Below are 20,102 nucleotides of genomic sequence, written 5' to 3'. Positions count from 1 at the left end.
AAATACAACCAGTTTTTAAAAACAGACTTGGCATTGATTAAAATGTCAGAATTGCTAGTATATTCAACGCTTTCAAACATAGTTTTGCATTTATTTTGCATTTATTTTGCAAGGCAAAAAATAAGTTTATTTAATTCAATAGTTTACGCTCGGAAATTTTCAATGCTCTCAATTTATTTAACAGATGTTCAGCAACACGTGCAATTTAAAGATTACCCGGGTGAGCAGCCTGTTAAATTTATCTTGAATTTTAAAAAGATTTTTCCAAGTGTAATGGAGCTTTTACTACCTGTATTGCCTGAAAATGAAAATCTGGAAGAAATGACGTGGGAATCAACCACTGCAGATTTAGAGTTATTTAAATTGCTGCTCAGTGGGTGGGGCGTGATTGAATTACGTTTAAATGCGCTCAGTCAGTTCAAGGGCAAGACATTTGCAGATCAGTTAGTGAAACAAGCCCAACAAAAACGTAAAGATTTCGCCAAAGCACAACAACAATTACAAACTGTGGAGCTAGATTACTTATTTATGCATGAAACACATGCCTTAATTGATGCTGAATTGGTAGAAGTAGGTGAAAAGTTCTATTTGCCAATTTTGCGTGATTTATGGAAAGGCAAAGTATCTACAAAAGTATTGGAAGCGAAGTTTTAAGAACAAACCCATATTAAAAAGCTGTCTCGGCGGCTTTTATTTTTTATAGAATCATACAAGACGATTAGCAACCACTTGCAAATTCAAGATTAATTCAAAATAGCCTAAGCAAAGATTTTAGAAATTTCCTCTCTTAAGAAATAATGCCTTGAATTTTCCTGTAAATCTTTATGCCAATACATCCCCATATTAATTACAGGCAAGTCTACAGGCACATCAAAAATATTCAATTTTTGGCTCATATTCAAATGCTTTAAAATCATTTTAGGAATAGTTAGTATGGCTTGAGGATGCTGCTGTAAAATCTGTAACGCCGTAGAATAGTGCTGACAACGTAAAAAAACCTGCCGTGATAATTGCTTTTGATGCAAATAAATATCTTCTAGCAACATACCAGTACGCCGTGATGAAACCCCAATATGTGCAGAAGATAAATAAAGTGCAGTATTCATTTCTTGTTGTGAACTACAGACCACAAATTGGTCTTGAACTAAGGATTGAAACTGAATTTTATCGCCAAAGTTTTGTTCTAAATCAATTACAAAATCAATTTGTTGTGTTGCTAAATCTGCCAAAACCGTTTTGCGGTCTAATTTGTGGCTCAGAAATTGAATATCCAAGTTCAACTTTTGAAAATGCGCCACCAATTTAGGAAAAATAATCGGTTCAATTTCATCATGTATAGCAATTTTGAGCGATTGCAACATATTCGGCTCAAATTGCTGTTTCTGTATTGCAATACTTTGAATCGCCAACAAGGCATTTTTAATAGTCGGATAAATTTGCTCGGCAAAAGGCGTAGGCAGCATTTTATTGCCACTTCGCACCAGTAAATCATCTTGTAAATGTTGTCTTAAACGCTGCAAAGCATGACTGGCGGCAGATTGGCTAATACACAAAATTTGTGCAGCTTTGGAAATACTGCGCTGCTCATAAATTGCAACAAACATCGGGTATAAATTGATGTCTAAACGATGAAAAACGGCAAGATCAACTTTTGCATTATTATGAACATGATTCATAGTATTTTATTGAATTAAATCATTTTGTTCATATTAGTTTTCAAGTTAAGGTGTTGTAAAGCAATGAATACAATATTTTAAGGGATTTGAACCATGTTTGAGCTATCTGCACGCGCCAAAGACTATATAGAACGTACCAAAGCCTTTATTGCCAAAGAAATTGAGCCGATTGAAGCTGAATTCTGGGCAGAAGTTCACGAATTAAATCAGGGTGGTGACTGGACTAAATGGCAATGGCCAGCACAATTAGAACAATTAAAAGCCAAAGCCAAAGCTGCAGGTTTATGGAATATGTTTTTACCTTGTCCAGAATTAGGACAAGGTTTGTCGGTACAAGAATATGCACACATTGCAGAGTTGAGTGGACGCAGTTTGATTGCGCCAACCGTATTTAACTGTAATGCACCCGACAGCGGCAACATGGAAGTTTTATGGCGCTATGGTTCTGAAGCACAAAAGGCAGAATGGCTGACACCGCTGCTTGAAGGTAAAATTCGTTCTGTGTTTTGTATGACTGAACCTGCAGTGGCTTCAAGTGATGCGACCAATATGCAGGCAACAGCAGTCGTAGATGGCGATGAAATTGTCTTGAATGGTCGTAAATGGTGGTCTTCAGGTTTGGGCGATCCAAATGCCAAAATTATTATTTTTATGGCGCATACGCCCGATGAAACTAAAGACCGTCATCATCAACACTCTATGGTTTTAGTACCTGTAGATACTGCGGGCGTTAAAATTGAACGTATGTTACCTGTATTTGGTGATTACGATGCGCCACACGGTCATGGCGAAGTTAGTTTTGATAACGTGCGTGTGCCTGTTGCCAACTTTATTGGCGGTGCAGGACAAGGTTTTGAAATTGCACAAGGTCGTTTAGGGCCGGGGCGTATTCACCATTGTATGCGTTGTATTGGCGCAGCAGAAAAATCTTTGGAATTGATGATTGACCGTGGCATGAGCCGTACCGCATTTGGCAAGGAAATTCTGAAACTCGGTGGCAATTTGGAGCGCGTAGCGGAAGCGCGTGTGGCGATTGATCAAGCACGTTTATTGACGCTTTATGCAGCTTATAAAATGGATACTTTAGGCAATATGGCAGCACTTACCGAAATTTCTGCCATTAAAGTAGTTGCACCCAGTGTTTTAGAAAAAGTGGTTGATATGGCGATGCAGATTCATGGCGGCGCAGGCGTGTCTAGAGATACACCGCTGACAGCCTTCTTTGCTCAAGCCCGAAGTTTACGGCTTGCTGATGGGCCAGACGAAGTACACAAAGGCATGATCGCCAAACTTGAGTTGGCTAAACGTGGTTATCGTAGCAGCCACAAAAAATAAGTCAGTTGCGAATTTTTTATTGTGTCGCTCGATAGTTTATTGGCAATATTTTCTATATTGCCGATACATCACAAGTGAACACCGAAAATCTATGTTAGATTAAAAAAATGGGAAATTAGGGAAAAATAATGTCAGTTATTGATGTAGGCGGCACAGTACGCAAAGGTGAAGAACTCGATATTCAGGCAGTGACAGCATGGTTAAAACAACAAAATGTCGATGTCTTAGAACCTGTAGAAGTCACACAATATTCAGGCGGTGCATCTAACTGGACATATCGCCTCAAGTACAGCAATGCTGATTTAATTTTGCGTCGTCCGCCTAAAGGTACTAAAGCTAAATCCGCACACGACATGGCGCGTGAATATCATGTACAAAAGAACTTAGCCCCGTTTTATCCTGTTTTACCTGAAATGGTAGCACTATGTCAGGACGAATCTGTCATTGGCTGCGATTTTTACGTGATGCAACGTATTGAAGGCATTATTCCTCGTGCAAAACTGCCACCTGAGCTTGATTTTAGCGAAGCCCAAGTGCATGAACTTTGTGTGAATGTTATTGATAAACTCATTGAGCTGCATCAAGTACCTTATGCAGGAACTGAGCTAGAAATATTAGGGAAGGGTGATGGCTATTGCCGACGTCAGGTGGAAGGTTGGGATGCACGCTATGCCAAAGCACATACCATCAACGTGCCATCTTTTAAATATGTGCGTAAATGGTTGTTAGACCATATTCCTGCAGATTCAAAAACCTGCATTATTCATAACGACTGGCGTTTTGATAATGTGATTTTAGACCCGAAACATCCGACTCAAGTGATTGGCGTTTTGGACTGGGAAATGGCAACACTGGGCGATCCACTCATGGATTTAGGCTCGGCTTTGGCATATTGGGTTGAAGATACCGATAATCAAATTTTTAAAGCCACCCGTCGTCAACCAACGCACTTAAAAGGCATGTTCACACGTCAGCAAGTGGTGGACTATTATTTGCAAAAAACAGGCTTGAGCACCGATAACTGGACATTCTATGAAGTGTTTGGAATTTTCCGTTTAGCGGTGATCGCCCAGCAAATTTATTATCGTTATTTCCACAAGCAAACCAATAATCCTGCATTTAAGGATTTCTGGATTGTCATTCATGCTTTGCATATTCGTGCCTTAAAGTTAATTGGTTTACAAAAACTGGAAGCAAATGAACTAGCACAAAAATATATCGCCAAATTTAAGGAATTGATGCCGAAATGACCACCATTTATTTAATTCGTCATGGGCAAGCATCTTTTGGGGCAGAAAGTTATGATCAACTTTCGCCTAATGGTGAGTTACAAGCCAAATTGCTCGGACGTTATTTTGATCGCATTTTAAAAGAAGCACCCTATGTGGTGGCTGGTTCAATGCAGCGCCATCAGCAAACTGCACAACTGGCTTTGGCAGAATGTTTTCCTGAGGTCGAAATTCATACCGACAGGGCATGGAACGAGTTTAATCATCAACAGGTTTTCGCGCAGTATGAACCGCGTTTTAATCAACCTGAATTGATGAAAGAAGATGTCGCCAAAGAGGTCAATCCTCGTGCATATTTAGCAAAAATTTTTGAAGGTGCGATAGAACGCTGGACGGGCGGTGAATATCACCATGAATATGAAGAATCTTGGCCGCATTTTAAACAGCGTGTCGAAGATGCATTGCAGCATTTATGTGATGACTTAGCCCAAAAACAACCACGATATGCTGTGGTATTTACTTCTGGTGGTGTGATTTCTGTGGCTGCAGGTAAAATTTTAGGCTTAACGCCCAATAAAACCTTTGCATTGAACTGGGCAATTACTAACTCAAGTATCACCACTTTACGTTTGGTCGGCAGTGAACCACAACTGTTAAGCTTGAATGAACATCATTTTATTAAAGCTGAAAACTCAAATTTATTGACTTGGATTTAAGGATCAAACCATGACAAAAACAATTCTAATTACAGGTGCAAGTTCAGGTATTGGTGCGGGTATGGCACGTGAATTTGCTCAAATGGGTTATAACCTTGCAATTTGCGCCCGACGTTTAGAGCGTTTGGAAACGCTGAAACAAGAACTGGAAAGCCAGTTTGGTATTCGTGTTATTGCAAAAACGCTGGATGTCACCAATTATGATCAGGTGTTTCAGGTGTTTCGTGAATTTAAACAAGATTTTGGACAAATTGACCGCATTATTGTCAATGCAGGCGTGGGCGAAGGACGTCGCATTGGTAAAGGTAATTTTGCCATCAACAAAGCCACAGTAGAAACCAACTTTATTTCAGCTTTGGCGCAGTGTGAAGCCGCGGTTGAAATTTTCCGTGAGCAAAACTCAGGGCATTTGGTGATGATTTCATCTATGAGTGCCATTCGTGGTATGCCAAAACATCTTACTGCTTACGGTGCAAGTAAAGCTGCAGTAGCACATTTAGCAGAAGGAATTCGTGCAGAATTAATTGATACACCTATTCAAGTTACGACTATTTTCCCTGGTTATATTCGTACCGAAATCAACGAAGGTGCAAAAAAACTGCCTTTTGAAGTTGATGAAAAAACAGGTTCACGCTTACTTGCTGCAGAAATTGAAAAAGCGCCAATTAAAGCCTATGTACCTAAATGGCCATGGTTGCCATTGGGCTTAGCTATGAAAGTTTTACCATTAAAATTGGTCAATAAACTCGGCTAAATAGCAGCGATATCATAGTATTTGAATAGCATCCTGAAATTTAAAGCTGATGATGAATGCAATCACTTTAAATGACACGATGCTATTTTTATATTTGAGTCTCTACTTTTGTTTGGGTTTAAAATTTGTATTTTCGGTTTTCGTATTTAAGAGTGAAATGTGATGTGGCTTAGAACAGCAACCCTTGCCTTAATTCCCGCTTTGGTGATTCAGGGAAGTCGTGTTAAAAAGAACACGATCCGATTGCCTGAAGCCGAAGGCGCACGAGAAGGTATTACAGGGCAAGGGCAAACGCTGTCATTATTGATTTTAGGCGATTCTGCCGCTGCAGGCGTTGGGGTAGCACATCAAAATGATGCGCTTTTAGGTGCGGTGATTTCTGCTTTGCAGCATCAGTACCAAGTACATTGGCGTTTAGAGGCGCAGTCTGGAGATACTACCTCACAAGTCATTCAAAAAACGAAAAAACTGGTAAATCAAAAATATGATGTTGTGGTTACTTCTGTTGGTGTCAACGATGTAACACGCTTAATGTCGGCACAGACTTGGATTAAACAACAGCAACATTTTTATCAACTTATTCAAGCGAAATTCCAACCTGAATTAATCATTGCTACGGGGGTTCCACCAATGCATTTATTTCCCGCATTGCCCAATCCATTATCTTGGCTATTTGGACAATACGCAAAACAAATGAACTTACAATTAGAAAAAATGATTGCACAACAAGAAGATATGCAGTGGATTGAATATGATATTCGAAAATATCAATCCATGAATTTAGAAATGGCAAAAGATGGTTTTCATCCAAGTAAAGAAATTTACCAGATTTGGGGGAAAGAAGTCTCGGATAGGATTTTGGAGTGGTTTTAGGTAAATTAACTTAAATAATGGTATAGTGTTAACAATCGTCAACACTAAATTATAATTAAATCATCAAGCAGAATGAAAATATGAAGAAACATCCCAATAAACATATTCGCGAAGCAATTGAATATGCGATTGAAAACGGCTGGGATGTTGTCGATTCAGGTAAATCAGCACATGCAAAACAAATCTTGCGTAAAGTAAAGCAATGTCATGGAGATGAACTATGAATAACTATCACTTTACTGTTGTGGTACGTGACGCACGTTCTGATCTGTCTGTGCTAGAAGATAAGTTCTTTGAAGCGGGTTGTGATGATGCATTAGTTTGCAGTTATAACGATACAATTTATCTTGAGTTTGACCGTGAAGCTGAAAATGCAGAACAAGCGATTCACTCAGCATTAGACAATATTCGCTCATTAGGATTTCATGATCTGATAGTAGAAGAGCAAGGTTATTCAACTTTGGCAGTAATGGCTGAACGTGCTGGAATGACTCGTCAAGCATTATCTTTATATGCGCAAAATAAACGTGGTGACGGAAACTTTCCACGTCCGATGTATGGACTTGCATCTAGATCTGCAATGTATTTTTGGCCAGAAGTTGCGACATGGTTATTCAATCAAGGGAAGTTACATAAAAATCATTATGAAGTTGCTCGTACTGCAATGTCTTAGCTTAATTTAAAGACCAAAGGTTCAATCTATAAATGTCTGATTCTAAAATAGAAACCCATCCACTAGAACCCTTTTTACCAGCCAATGCCAAGCTGTTAATGCTTGGGAGTTTTCCACCGCCTAAAAGCCGTTGGAAAATGGATTTTTATTATCCGAATTATCAAAATGATATGTGGCGAATTTTGGGCTTATGCTTTTTTCAAGATAAAAACTACTTTTTAGATTTAGAAGCTAAAAATTTTCATCTTCATAAAATTATTGATTTTTTAAACACCACTGGCATTGCTATTTCAGATACGGCGCAGCAGGTGATTCGCTTAAAAGGCAATGCATCAGACAAATTTTTACAGATTGAAAAACCAATGGATATTGCAGCACTTTTAAGCAAGATACCTTTATGTCAAAGCATTATGACCACAGGCGATAAAGCGACTGATACACTCATGTTATCTATGCCTGAATCTGCCGAAAAACCTCAAATTGGGCAGGCGACACATTGCTATTTTGCCAAGCGTGAGCTGCATTTATATCGGATGCCTTCATCTTCACGAGCCTATCCTTTAGCTTTAGAGAAAAAGGCAGAAGCGTATTTTAACTTATTTAAAGAAATAGGCTTACTATAAGTAACTTTAAATAATTGTAGACAGTGATGGCAGAGAAAGAAAAATACGCTTCCATAATTAATGTCTATCTATTGTCATTACATCATCCATTCAATAGGGAATAATGAAACTGTTTTCATCATAAAACGCTGAAACTGTGTGGTTTCAGGATCATGATGATACGTTTGAATACTGCCATCTGCCTGATGATCTAACCAAATAATTTGACCGTTTTCGTCTAATTGCAGTTCATACGCAATTTGTGGCAAATAGCGGTCTAAAGATTGAGAAACATCGTTTTGCAATTGTTCAGACTCTAACACCAAGCCAACTTCGGTATTTAATTTTGCAGAACGAGGATCAAGGTTAAAAGAACCTACAAAGACCATGCCATCTATATCAAAGAATTTGGCATGTAAACTCGAGGCGTTTTTGCCTTTGGCAGGAATTACGTTACCCGTTGCAACTTCATACCAAGTACGCTTTTTTCGTTCAATATAAGGCTTAAATTCATATAAACGAATACCTGATTTAAGTAAATCTACGCGATACTGCTGATAAAATGCATGTACCAAAGGCACATCATTGGCTAAAAATGAATTGGTCAATACACGTATCTGTATTCCTTTTTCAGCCAGTTGAGTGAGTGTTTTAAGACCATCTTCTGTTGGGACAAAATAGGCAGAAACCAGTTCTAAATGTTGTTTGGGCTCACCCATTAACTTTAACATTTGTTTGTAAATCAGTTGCTCGCCTTGAGCTGTACCCCGAATTTTATTCGGAGAATCTGCCACAAAATGCGCACGTACCCACTGTATAGGATGTTGTTCTAATTTGATGCTGACTTCTTCTTGCGCGTTAGCCACACGTTCACGAATTTTATCTTTATATTTGGCATTTAATTCATAGCGATTACGCAATTCTCTCAATTGCAACGCGTTGCCTGTGCCTAATAATTGCTTTACTGAATAGCTTAGTTCGTCATTCCAAAACTCTAAAAACACGGCATTGGCTTGGGGGACAGCACTGCCATAGAATAGAATATCCATATCAGTAAATTGAAAATTTTCACTGGCATCAAAATATTCACGGCTAATATTACGCCCACCTGTCACGGCAATCGCCCCATCGGCAATAATTAGTTTATTGTGCATACGGCGATTGATTTGTTTAAAACGAAACAAATAATCCATCACACGAAAATGCCGATATTTGTACGGATTGAAAATTTTTATTTCAAAATTAGGATGCTGAGCAAGCCGTTTTAAGGTTGGATCAAGTTGCGTACCATTTTGATCATCAATTAATAAACGAACTTTTACACCACGATCTGCTGCTTTGAGCAGTTCAGCCAACATCAACTGACCAATTAAATCATCTTCCCAAATGTAATATTGTAAATCTAAATGGTGCTGTGCTTTTTGAATCAAATATAAACGCGAGGCGATGCTACTAAAGGCATCATTTAGAGAAAGATACGCTGTTAAATTTTGGGATAAATGTGCATCAATTTCCTGACCATTCAGCCAATGATCTACATAATGCTCAACAGGGCTATCTTTGCTCGCTTGATTCATCGGTAAACTGCATCCTGTCAGTAAAATAGCGAAAAAAGCCAACATTCCAAGCCAGTAACAAGGTCTTTGGATCTTCATGATTATTCTTAAGTCATTCTGTATTTATACATGGAGATTATCCTCATGTTAATGCTTGAAACTCTGAATAGAAAGAGGGTATTGTGAGAGTCTGTTGATATTTTATAAATAGCTTGCGAGATATCTCTCTCACATCGCAAACATAGACGAATTGTCAGCAGCCCCTTATCATCTGTTAATGTATTTTTTAGGGATAATTTGCTCATGAAATCACGTGCAGCCGTCGCATTCGGCCCAGGTCAGCCGCTTGAAATTGTTGAAATTGAAGTTGCACCGCCGCAGGCTGGAGAAGTCTTGGTCAAAATTACCCACACAGGGGTATGCCATACCGATGCATTTACCTTATCGGGTGAAGATCCTGAAGGTGTTTTCCCTGCAGTTCTTGGCCATGAAGGTGCAGGTATTGTTGTTGAAGTTGGTGAGGGCGTGACCAGTGTTCAACCAGGCGATCATGTGATTCCGCTTTACACAGCAGAATGTGGCGAATGTTTATTCTGTAAATCTGGTAAAACCAACCTATGCGTTTCCGTACGTGCGACACAAGGTAAAGGTTTAATGCCTGATGGCACGACACGTTTTTCTTATAATGGACAACCGATTTATCACTACATGGGCTGTTCAACCTTTAGTGAATATACGGTAGTTGCTGAAGTATCTTTAGCAAAAATTAATCCTGAAGCCAATCATGAGCAAGTTTGCTTATTAGGTTGCGGTGTTACAACTGGTTTAGGTGCAGTTAAAAATACTGCAAAAGTCCAAGAAGGCGATACCGTTGCGGTATTTGGCTTAGGTGGTATTGGTTTAGCAGTTGTGCAAGGTGCGCATAAAGCCAAAGCCAGCCGTATTATCGCCATTGATACCAACCCAGAGAAATTCAAATTGGCAGAACAATTTGGTGCAACCGAATTCTTAAATCCAAAAGATTATGACCGCCCAATTCAGGAAGTCATTGTGGAAAAAACAGGTTGGGGCGTAGATCATTCTTTTGAATGTATTGGAAATACCAATGTGATGCGTTCCGCTTTGGAATGTGCACATCGTGGTTGGGGACAATCCATTATTATTGGTGTTGCAGGTGCAGGTCAGGAAATTTCAACTCGTCCATTCCAATTGGTGACAGGTCGTACTTGGAAAGGAACTGCGTTTGGTGGTGTAAAAGGTCGTTCGCAATTGCCAGGCATGGTTGAAGAAGCCATGAAGGGTGATATTCAACTCGAACCATTTGTAACGCACACCATGGGGCTAGACCAAATTAATGAAGCCTTTGATTTAATGCATGAGGGTAAATCTATTCGTAGTGTGATTCATTTTGATCAATGATGAGTAACGCGCTTAAATAAAGACCCAACAAAAACCAAGCTTCGGCTTGGTTTTTTTAACCCCTGGATTCGCTAAAACAGCAGCTTAATTTTAATAAATACATCCAATAAAAATTATTTTACAAAAAGGATTGCCAAACGGAACAATACAGCGTATTTTAATTTTAACAGCTCATTTTTTGATGAAAACAAGATGTTAAAGCAACCTTTAATCGCAAACGCTTACTATTACTTTTGGCAGTTTCAATGATTGCCTGAGTCGCGTTCGGGCAAAGGTTGCCCACCAGTTGATACCTGATCGGCAACCCTGATCAGGTTTTTTTATGTCTGGTGTTTTGAATTTTATAGGTTTTTCGGAGATTTAATCATGTACAACGTTAATTATTCATACTTTAGCAACTTTTATTGGTTTTACTTTAGTCAATCTATGACTCAAACCTTGCAATCCATTAGACCCATAACGCTGAAATAAATGATCGGACTGTAAAAAAGAGAAACAGTCCAAAGGAACAGACCAATGAATGCTTTAAATACTGCTTTACAACAACAGACCAACAATACTGAAATTAGTTTAAGTTTACCGCATCAACTCAAAGCGCAACTCCCACTTTCATCTGCGCTAAAACAACAAATCGCACAACATCGACAGATTATTCAGAACATTTTAGCGGGCACAGACCCTCGCTTATTGGTCATTACAGGACCTTGTTCAATTCATGATCCGCAAGCAGCACTCGAATACGCAGAAAAATTAAAACAATTACAAAGCCAAGTTTCAGATCAAATTTTCTTGGTGATGCGCGCCTATATCGAAAAGCCACGTACTACGGTAGGCTGGAAAGGCTTTTTGTATGACCCAGACTTAGATGGCTCTGCAAACATGCAATTAGGCTTAGAAAAATCACGTGAACTGTATCTACAAATTATAGAAATGGGTTTACCAATTGCTTCTGAAATTTTAAGCCCAATGGCAACGGGATATTTTGATGATGTACTGGCTTGGGGTGCAATTGGCGCACGTACCAGTGAATCACAAATTCACCGTGAAATTTCTAGCGCCATGCCGTATAGCATTGGTTTCAAAAACGGAACTGATGGCTCAATTCAAATTGCATTAGATGCAATTCAATCGGCAAGTCATCCACATCAATTCATGGGAATGAGCCAGTCGGGTTTACCTGCTATTTTGTCATCACAAGGTAATCCACACGCGCATTTAATTTTACGTGGCGCAAATTCAGGGCCAAATTATCAATTGGCAGAAATTGAGAAAATTCAGCACAAAGCCAAAGGGCAGTTGCCTGCATTGATTATTGACTGTAGTCACGGTAACAGCCATAAAGACCCACAACAACAACCGCAAGTCTTGCGTACCATTGTGGCAGAACGTGAACAGACGCAAGTCCGTGGCATTATGTTAGAAAGTCATTTAGTGGATGGGAATCAAAAGATTTCTTGCGAGATGACCTATGGTCAATCTGTTACCGATGGCTGCTTAGGTTGGGATAAGACTGAGCAACTGCTCATTGAGGTCGCTGAAAGCTTAAATCGTCAGGTTTTGGCTAAAACTGCATAAAAATAAAACTCCATAAACCAAAAAACCTGAAATTTCAGGTTTTTTGGGTGGGAGAGTATTTAAAAATCTAATCTTCTTAGATTAGTTTTTAAAATAACAATACTTTTGCTGCCATTAAAAACTAAGCCTGAATGTCTGCATTAGGTTGTTTAGCTACAACAAATTTATAGAAAATTAAACTAATAAACGTCAAAACAGCACAGAGCAAATACGCTGCGGTATAGTCATAACCCGCAATAATCCAACCTAGAATTAACGCGCCTAAGGCGATACCAATATCGTAACAACAAAAATACGTAGATGTGGCATGACCAATGCGATCTTTTGGTGAGCGCTGAATTGAAATGGTTTGTAAACATGGTTGTGCTGAGCCAAAACCGACACCAATCAATACTGCTGCGAACATAAAACCAATCACACTTTGTACTTGGCTCAAGACTATTAATCCTAAAGCAAATAGGGCAATTGCAGGATAAATCACCACGCTTGGGCCATGACGATCATAAATTTTGCCTGTAATCGGGCGTAAACTCATCATCGAAATTGCAAAAACCACGAAGAATAAACTGGCATAAGACAGCATGTGACGCGATTCTGCAAAGGTAGAAATAAACGACATAATGCTGGCGTACGCAAAGGACACCATCATTGCCATTAGTGAAACTGGCAGTGCTTTTTTCTCTACAAAATCATGCAGTCCTAATTTACGCTTTGGTATCGATTCAACTTGTGCTTTATTGGCATTTGCCACAAGCGGAATCATCAAACAAAAAGCAAAACCAACCCAAACACTTAAAGACAATAAAGTTGAAATGGCTGAATAGGAAATGGTTTGAATTAAGCCTAAACCAATTAACGGCCCCAGTACGATGCCTAAATTCAACGATACTAAGAAATAACCCATGCCTTCGCCTTTACGGCTATCTGGAATAAAGTTATTGGCAATAGGTACGGTGACTGTGGTGACAATACTGAACCAAATACCGTGTAAAAAGCGTAACACTAAAAGAAACATTAAGTTATCGGCAAAGATATACGCCACGCTACATAAGCAAAACATGATTTCAGAAACGTATAAGGTCTTTTTATAACCAAATTTTTCAATAATCAGACCGTTAAATGGGCGAATCGCGATTGCAGATAACATAAACAACGTCATGGCTAAACCTGCTTGTGACAGGCTACCACCCAGTTCATTCACAATATAAATAGGCAAAATTGTTGTTTGTGCATAATAAAAAATGAATAAGAACAAGTTATTGAATAAGCAGAGAATAAACGACTTATTCCATAAATGTTCGGCATTTACGGAGGGCATGGGAATAACCTATAGCTTGTGAATGGGAGCGATCACGCTGTGCGTACATTGTTATGCAGATGATTTGTTATTGAAGACAGAGTACAGCGCTATCATGCAAGATAGAATAAAACAACTTATGTGAAAAGTACAGTTATTTAATAATATGATTGAAAAACTTTAATTTTATTGAATTTTATATAGGTAAATTATCACAATAAGATAAATATATGATAATTAAGATTGTGTGAATAAAAAAATCAGCCCTAAGGCTGATTTTTCAATTATGTATCCGTTACGAGTAACTGAAATTTTATAAACCAGCTTCGTATTCAGCGCTAGAAAGTAGTTTTTCAACATCTGCAATGTTGTCTGGTTTGATTTTATAAATCCAGCCTTTGCCATAGGGTTCATCATTCACAAAATCAGGATCATCTTCCAAATTGCTATTCACTTCAACCACTTCACCAGAAACAGGCGCATGAATATCTGAAGCTGTTTTAACAGATTCTACTACGCCAGCTTGATCACCCGCAGTAACGTGTTGGCCAACTTCTGGGGCTTCTACATAAACTAAATCGCCCAAAGCATCTTGTGCATGGTCTGAAATTCCTGTGACGACCAAATCACCTTCAATACGTACCCATTCGTGGGTGCTTGCATATTTTAAGTCTGCAGGGTGATTCATTTGATAACTCCTTAAATTGTATCGAATCTTTTTGCCATGTTTTATACATGCTTTTTGCTAAAAACAAAAGTTTATAAATATGGATCTTTACGCCAATTGCTCGGACTGCGTCCACTCCAGCGTTTAAAGGCACGACTAAAATTTGCCACGTCGCTATAGCCTAACTCATCGGCAATTTGCTCTAGGGTATAGTCTGTACGTGACAAGAGCGAAGTCGCATGCCGATAGCGCACTTCATCCACCAAATTTGAAAAAGAGGTGCCTTCGGCAGCCAGTTGTCGCTTTAGAGTGCGATCTGACATGTGTAGATGGTCAGCCACATGCTCAATACTTAAATAATGTTGTTCCGCATGAGTCAAAATATCACGTACACGCATGGAAATACGCCGACGTTCGCCCAAGGCAGAAAGTTCTGCTTCACATTGATTAATGGCAATTTGACTGGCAATTGGATCTGCATTAATCATTTTTAAGCCAAGATATTGCTTATCAAAACTGAGTGCTAAATAAGGTTGATCAAAACGAAATTGATGATAGGGAAATTTAGCCATGTATTGGTCAAAGCCTTCTGGCTTTGGAAAGTCAAAATCGACTTCACCTGTAAAATCTTGCATGCCTGTCATGGCTTTACTCATGGTGATCATGCCAATAATTAAAGCGATGGCGATTTCTGTGCGTAAAGGTTCCATGTGAATATCACACTGCAATTGCAGACTGGCTTTTTCGCCAAAAGTCGAGAAAAACAATTGTAAAAAGGGCATACGCAGTTGAATAAAACGATTGGCTAAAATCAACGCATCACTAATTTCATGCGCAGTCATAATCGCATAGCCAATAAAGCCATGAATGGAAATGCGCATTTGCGTACCAAGATGATAACCGAGCGTCGATTCGCCTGTAAGTTTTAAAGCATGTTTAACCAACTCATTGGCAATAGGTGTAGGAATACGACATTCTGGGTCTGCCAACATTTCGCTATTGAGTTGAAATGGTGCAAATAAGGTATCTGCGTTATAACCCCAACGGGATACAACATCCAAAACCAATAAGCCATAAACCCCTGGAACACCTTGTTCCTGACGTGCTGATATTGTTTTCATGCATGTTCCATTGCATTTGCTAATTTTATTTTAATTTGCCTTAGCGACTGTCATCTATGCATATCTTAGTTTGCCAAACGGCGACATAAGAACGTAGATGACATATTGCATCTTGGCATGAAAATTAAAGAAATTCTATGGAAATTGTTAGACAAAACAGGCTTTGACTATATGCGATAAATCTGCATTTCATCAAAGCCTGAGTTACAGCAAAGTTGCTGGAGATGCTAATTTTTATCAGTCGATGGTTTTACGATTTTATCTTGTTCAATTAAAAAACCACCTGTTTGACGCTGCCAAAGTTGTGCATAAATTCCGTTCATAGCCACCAGTTCATCATGCGTACCTTGTTCTGCAATACGTCCTTGATCGAGCACAATTAAACGATCCATTTGTGCAATGGTAGATAGTCTGTGTGCAATCGCGATTACAGTTTTACCTTGCATGAGTTCATCGAGGCTCGATTGAATTGCCGCTTCAACCTCAGAGTCGAGCGCACTGGTGGCTTCATCTAAAATTAAAATAGGTGCATCTTTTAAGAAAACACGGGCAATGGCAATACGTTGACGTTGTCCGCCTGAAAGTTTAACACCTCGTTCTCCCACGTAGGCTTCATAGCCTTTTTTGCCACGTAAATCGTTCAATTGTGGAATAAATTCCTCGGCTTTAGCTTTGCGTACTGCTTCAAACATTTCTGCATCAGTGGCGTCAGGTCGCCCATATTTAATATTTTCAGCCACAGTACGATGTAATAATGAAGTATCTTGAGTCACAAGTGCAATATTTTTACGCAAACTGTCTTGGGTCACATCCTCAATATTTTGCCCATCAATCATAATTGAGCCGTGTTTGAGTTCATAAAAATGCAAGAGCATTTGAATTAAGGTCGATTTACCTGCACCTGAGCGTCCCACAATACCAATTTTTTCGCCTGCACCAATATGCAGATTAAACTGGTCAATCACGTTTTTACTGTTATAAGCAAAACTTACATCTTTAAACTGAATTTCGCCTTGAGTAACTTGTAATGGCTTCGCATCGGCTTTATCTTGTATCGCAATTGGACGTCCAAGAGTTTTCATACCGTCTTGAATGGTGCCGACATTTTCAAACAGGGCAGAGGTCTGCCACATCATAAACTCGGCAATACTGTTGAGTTTAAGAATCATGGCTGTGGTGGCTGCAATAATCCCCAATTCTGCACGACCATTTAACCACAGCCAAATTGCAGTACCTAAAACGCCTACATACAACACCACGCTCAGTAAATTGATGCTGATTTCATATTGAGCGCCCAAACGCATTTGTTTATAAACCGTCACCATAAATTCTTGCATAGATGCTTTGGCGTATTGGCTTTCACGACCTGCATGCGCAAACAATTTTACGGTTTGGATATTGGTATAAGCATCGGTCACACGTCCTGTCATCACTGCACGTGCATCGGCTTGTTCATTAGATACTTTGCTCAAACGCGGAATAAAATAAGCTGCTGCAAGAATAAATAAAGCCAACCATAGCAATAACGGCAAAATGAGCATTGGAGAAATTGCGCCCAATACCAGACTAATCGTAATAAAGTAAATGAATACATAGGCAAGCATATCGCCCAAAATGACCCAAAACTCACGTACTGCTAAGGCGGTTTGCATGACTTTGGCAGAGAGTCTTCCTGCAAAATCATTATGGAAAAAATCCAGACTTTGTTGCAACATTAAATTGTGGAAACGCCAACGCAAACGCATTGGAAAACCACTGTATAACATTTGATGCTTCACAATTGACTGCGCACTGGCAAAAAAGATATTGGCCAATAAAATACAAAACAGCAAAGTAAGGTTCTGCTGATGTTGCGCAAGGAAAGTATCTGGCTGACTTTGACTAAGCCATGTGACTAAATCGCCAATTTTTGCATATAGCAAAGCTTCAAAGCTGGCAGCGCCTGCAGTACATAAAACCAATAACAATAAATATGGACGTACACCTGAAGCTGCTTGCCAAACAAAGGCAAAAAACGTAGTTGGTAAGGGTTCGGTCAAACCTTTATTTGGATAAGGGTCTATAAGTTTCTCGAACCACTTGAGCATACGATGTTACCTTGATGACTAAACTTAAATTTAAAGACAGATAGATTTAAAACTGTAAAAACAAAAACTTGGGATAAAGCTAAGACTATTTCTATAAATATTTCTTAACTTATAGTGATACAGCTTGTAGGTCTAGTTTACGCCATAACACAGCAAATGTTGAAAGAAGAAATATAGATGATTAATTGGCATACAAAACCACGTTATACATTCACTTTTATGCATAAAGCTGCAACGCATCAAAATTCATCTACCCATAAAAAGCGTATTGGTTCACATTTTTAATGATATTTCATCGAACCAATAGCATATAAACATTTAATTTTAATGAAAAAATTAATTTAAATTCAACATTGATTGCTATAATCACGCCCATTTTTAGCACAACCGTGCTGTAAATTGGTTTTAAGTTGATATTTTTATGATGCGTAACTTTTTAGGTGCAATTGCACTATATTTGGGATTTATTTTTCCTGCTCAAGCCATGCCATTTGATCCATTGATTGGTACATGGAAAGTAATTGATGATCATACAGGGCATTATGTTGCGGAAATTGTGATTCGTAAGAACTCTAAAACTTCGGAATATAGTGCTGTAATTACTCGAAATTTATTGTCGGTAGGCACAACTCAATTAGAGGTATGTAGCAAATGCCAAGGTAACTTAAAGAATCAGCCCATAAAAGGCATGCAGGCATTAGAAGGCTTGGTAGCAAATTCAAATCCAAAACAATTTTCGCAAGGACAATGGATTAACCCGAAAGATGGTTATGTCTATAAAATTGATGCTCAATTAAATGCGGCGAATAATCAAATGAAAGTATATGGCAAAGCCAAGAACGCGAATGCGATTAGCACGATGACTTGGAAAAAACTTTAACAGATTGTACGGCGTATTTTTGAAGCTACTTGATTGAAAGATTGAGTAGCTTTTTATCTTTTTGTGAATGATAAGATAAATTGAGACACCGAACACTCAAAATAAACCCATATATATCAATTGCTTAATATATTCATGTTATTCACCAATTAAAATGTCTATGCGATAAACCATTTAAAATGTCCTGTTTTTAACTGCAAGAGTCAAGAACAGGATTTAAATTTCTTTGTTCAATAACAACTTTCTGAGCTTTATGACTCGGCATACTTTTCTTGGAACGGGAACGTTTATTTTGTTTTTCCAACTCTTCATGTTGTTGCTGGATATGGGCCAGAACCGCACCTAATCTTTTATTCTCAACTACTTCATTCTGCTGCAGTCTAGCCAGTTTATTGAAAATACTGTAGCTGATCTTCCGTCCTTCGTGCATGATGGCCACAGTACCATCTGGATACTCTAAAAATGTTATGTATTGCCCAACAAGTTTGTGGTTCAGTGGTGTTGGCTCAAGCATATAAATACACTTGTCATACGTGATAGTCAGATTCTTCGTGACCTTACGCGGTTCCTGCCAGGTAAAAATATCCTCTAGCTCAGCATCAGATTCCGTTAAAGGTCGATGCAAGTTCTTCGAGTTTCTCGCACACTTGGCAAACTTCTGATTGAATTGCTCAATGAACCAGGGCAGCCAAGCATTGGCCTCGGTAATTGAACAGATGCCTTCCAGACGCATTTCCTTGATCAGGCGATCCTGCAGAGTTCTGTTGGCTCGTTCCACACGACCTTTAGCCTGTGGCGAGTTGGCGAAAATAATATCAATAGTGAGACTACTGAGTACGCGTCCAAATTGCGTAATCTTGGTGTCTTTCTTGCTGCTTTGATTGACTCTAAAAACTGAGTGCTTATCACTGTAAAATGCTAAAGGTTTACCATGCTGTTCGACATACAGGCGTGTTGAAATCATATAGTCAAAGGCTGATTCTGATTCACAGAAGCGTAAATGCTGCAATTTACCAGTTGCATCATCGATAAATACCAGCAAACAGCACTTAGGTGCTCGTCCTTCAAACCAGTCATGATGTGAGCCATCGATTTGGACCAATTCACCATAACAGTCTCGATTATAACGAGGCTGATACGGGCGTTTCAGACTTTTATGACGAGGAATCCATAAATTGGCTGCAATCATCCAAGAACGCAGGGTTTCTACCGAAATATCAAATCCATGAATGGTAGTCAGCTTTTCATGTGCTAAAGTGGGACCGAAACAATGAAATTGCTCAGCAACTAGATTGAGACACTTAAGTCTAAGTTCTTCAGGAAGCTTGGCATTGCTGGTTTGACCACGAGCAGCATGTGCTAATGCAGCAGGACCTTGAGCTTTATATTTTTGCAATAAGCGTCTGATCTGACGTTCTGAGATATGTAATAACTGAGCAGCCTGGGACTGGGTTATGCGTTGATCACAGATTTCCTGCAAGACCGACAATCTTTTAAGTTCTTTATCCGACATAGATACCAACATAACAAACCGTCCGCTAAGAAAATCGCAAAAGTGCGTATTCTAAAAGCGGACATTTTTACTTTGGAGAAACCGGACATTTCTATTTTGGAGTTAAAATTCAATTACGTATAATGTATA

The 20,102-nt window shown here is 38.9% G+C and carries 19 protein-coding genes; 12 read left to right on the top strand and 7 right to left on the bottom strand.

Features of this window, described 5'->3' with window-relative positions; genetic code table 11:
• Window positions 1-162: 162 nt before the first annotated feature.
• Window positions 163-654: a hypothetical protein gene (locus tag HYG89_RS06140; RefSeq protein ID WP_004973565.1), complete on the top strand. Its 492-nt coding sequence runs from the start codon at window positions 163-165 to the stop codon at window positions 652-654.
• 104 nt (window positions 655-758) lie between these two features.
• Here the strand turns inward: HYG89_RS06140 and HYG89_RS06135 are convergent, their stop codons facing one another.
• Window positions 759-1,676: a LysR family transcriptional regulator gene (locus HYG89_RS06135; protein ID WP_178866655.1), complete on the bottom strand. Its 918-nt coding sequence runs from the start codon at window positions 1,674-1,676 to the stop codon at window positions 759-761.
• Between the two features lie 93 nt (window positions 1,677-1,769).
• On the opposite strand from HYG89_RS06135, the gene HYG89_RS06130 reads away from it, so the two are divergent.
• The 8 genes from HYG89_RS06130 to HYG89_RS06095 all read left to right on the top strand — a co-directional run bounded on the left by HYG89_RS06130 (window position 1,770) and on the right by HYG89_RS06095 (window position 7,879).
• Entirely contained in the window at window positions 1,770-3,011 is a 1,242-nt protein-coding gene (locus HYG89_RS06130; RefSeq protein ID WP_178866653.1) for an acyl-CoA dehydrogenase family protein, read from the top strand.
• Between the two features lie 128 nt (window positions 3,012-3,139).
• Window positions 3,140-4,261: a phosphotransferase family protein gene (locus HYG89_RS06125; protein ID WP_178866651.1), complete on the top strand. Its 1,122-nt coding sequence runs from the start codon at window positions 3,140-3,142 to the stop codon at window positions 4,259-4,261.
• Complete coding sequence (locus HYG89_RS06120) at window positions 4,258-4,956, top strand: histidine phosphatase family protein (protein WP_178866649.1); 699 nt, start codon at window positions 4,258-4,260, stop codon at window positions 4,954-4,956. The genes HYG89_RS06125 and HYG89_RS06120 overlap by 4 nt, the downstream gene beginning before the upstream one ends.
• A 10-nt stretch (window positions 4,957-4,966) precedes the next feature.
• Window positions 4,967-5,710: an SDR family oxidoreductase gene (locus HYG89_RS06115; RefSeq protein ID WP_004973576.1), complete on the top strand. Its 744-nt coding sequence runs from the start codon at window positions 4,967-4,969 to the stop codon at window positions 5,708-5,710.
• Window positions 5,711-5,872: 162 nt separating this feature from the next.
• Window positions 5,873-6,583: an SGNH/GDSL hydrolase family protein gene (locus tag HYG89_RS06110; protein ID WP_004973578.1), complete on the top strand. Its 711-nt coding sequence runs from the start codon at window positions 5,873-5,875 to the stop codon at window positions 6,581-6,583.
• 80 nt (window positions 6,584-6,663) lie between these two features.
• Window positions 6,664-6,807, top strand: a complete 144-nt coding sequence (locus HYG89_RS06105) for a hypothetical protein (RefSeq protein WP_004973580.1) — start codon at window positions 6,664-6,666, stop codon at window positions 6,805-6,807.
• Window positions 6,804-7,256 carry an XRE family transcriptional regulator gene (locus tag HYG89_RS06100; protein ID WP_154320746.1) on the top strand — a complete coding sequence of 151 codons (453 nt, stop codon included), beginning with the start codon at window positions 6,804-6,806 and terminating at the stop codon, window positions 7,254-7,256. Before HYG89_RS06105 ends, HYG89_RS06100 begins: the two co-directional genes overlap by 4 nt.
• 32 nt (window positions 7,257-7,288) lie before the next feature.
• A complete protein-coding gene (locus HYG89_RS06095; protein WP_104851964.1) occupies window positions 7,289-7,879 on the top strand; it encodes a uracil-DNA glycosylase family protein in 591 nt (196 codons plus the stop codon).
• 77 nt (window positions 7,880-7,956) lie between these two features.
• Here the strand turns inward: HYG89_RS06095 and HYG89_RS06090 are convergent, their stop codons facing one another.
• Window positions 7,957-9,480 (bottom strand): phospholipase D family protein, encoded by a 1,524-nt coding sequence (locus HYG89_RS06090; RefSeq protein ID WP_178866777.1) that lies wholly within the window; start codon window positions 9,478-9,480, stop codon window positions 7,957-7,959.
• 237 nt (window positions 9,481-9,717) lie between these two features.
• Between HYG89_RS06090 and HYG89_RS06085 the strand changes: the two genes are divergently transcribed.
• A complete protein-coding gene (locus tag HYG89_RS06085; RefSeq protein WP_178866647.1) occupies window positions 9,718-10,833 on the top strand; it encodes an S-(hydroxymethyl)glutathione dehydrogenase/class III alcohol dehydrogenase in 1,116 nt (371 codons plus the stop codon).
• 516 nt (window positions 10,834-11,349) lie between these two features.
• Entirely contained in the window at window positions 11,350-12,408 is a 1,059-nt protein-coding gene (locus tag HYG89_RS06080; RefSeq protein WP_104851962.1) for a 3-deoxy-7-phosphoheptulonate synthase, read from the top strand.
• Between the two features lie 121 nt (window positions 12,409-12,529).
• On the opposite strand, the gene HYG89_RS06075 is transcribed toward HYG89_RS06080, so the two are convergent.
• The 4 genes from HYG89_RS06075 to HYG89_RS06060 all read right to left on the bottom strand — a co-directional run bounded on the left by HYG89_RS06075 (window position 12,530) and on the right by HYG89_RS06060 (window position 17,580).
• Window positions 12,530-13,726 carry an MFS transporter gene (locus tag HYG89_RS06075; protein ID WP_178866645.1) on the bottom strand — a complete coding sequence of 399 codons (1,197 nt, stop codon included), beginning with the start codon at window positions 13,724-13,726 and terminating at the stop codon, window positions 12,530-12,532.
• Window positions 13,727-14,018: 292 nt separating this feature from the next.
• Window positions 14,019-14,393 (bottom strand): glycine cleavage system protein GcvH, encoded by a 375-nt coding sequence (gene gcvH / locus HYG89_RS06070; RefSeq protein WP_168418306.1) that lies wholly within the window; start codon window positions 14,391-14,393, stop codon window positions 14,019-14,021.
• A 71-nt stretch (window positions 14,394-14,464) separates the two neighbouring features.
• A complete protein-coding gene (locus tag HYG89_RS06065; protein WP_178866643.1) occupies window positions 14,465-15,493 on the bottom strand; it encodes an AraC family transcriptional regulator in 1,029 nt (342 codons plus the stop codon).
• 227 nt (window positions 15,494-15,720) lie between these two features.
• Entirely contained in the window at window positions 15,721-17,580 is a 1,860-nt protein-coding gene (locus tag HYG89_RS06060; RefSeq protein WP_178866641.1) for an ABC transporter ATP-binding protein, read from the bottom strand.
• 421 nt (window positions 17,581-18,001) lie between these two features.
• Between HYG89_RS06060 and HYG89_RS06055 the strand changes: the two genes are divergently transcribed.
• Window positions 18,002-18,460, top strand: a complete 459-nt coding sequence (locus HYG89_RS06055; RefSeq protein ID WP_178866639.1) for a DUF2147 domain-containing protein — start codon at window positions 18,002-18,004, stop codon at window positions 18,458-18,460.
• 190 nt (window positions 18,461-18,650) lie between these two features.
• On the opposite strand, the gene HYG89_RS06050 is transcribed toward HYG89_RS06055, so the two are convergent.
• The gene (locus tag HYG89_RS06050; protein WP_178866637.1) at window positions 18,651-19,973 is read right to left on the bottom strand and encodes an ISNCY family transposase; all 1,323 of its coding nucleotides are present in this window, start codon (window positions 19,971-19,973) and stop codon (window positions 18,651-18,653) included.
• Window positions 19,974-20,102 lie beyond the last annotated feature (129 nt).

The sequence above is a fragment of the Acinetobacter sp. SwsAc5 genome (assembly GCF_013391485.1).
In the GTDB taxonomy this organism is placed as follows: Bacteria; Pseudomonadota; Gammaproteobacteria; order Pseudomonadales; family Moraxellaceae; genus Acinetobacter; species Acinetobacter towneri.
This window is presented reverse-complemented; position numbering and strand designations above follow the sequence as displayed.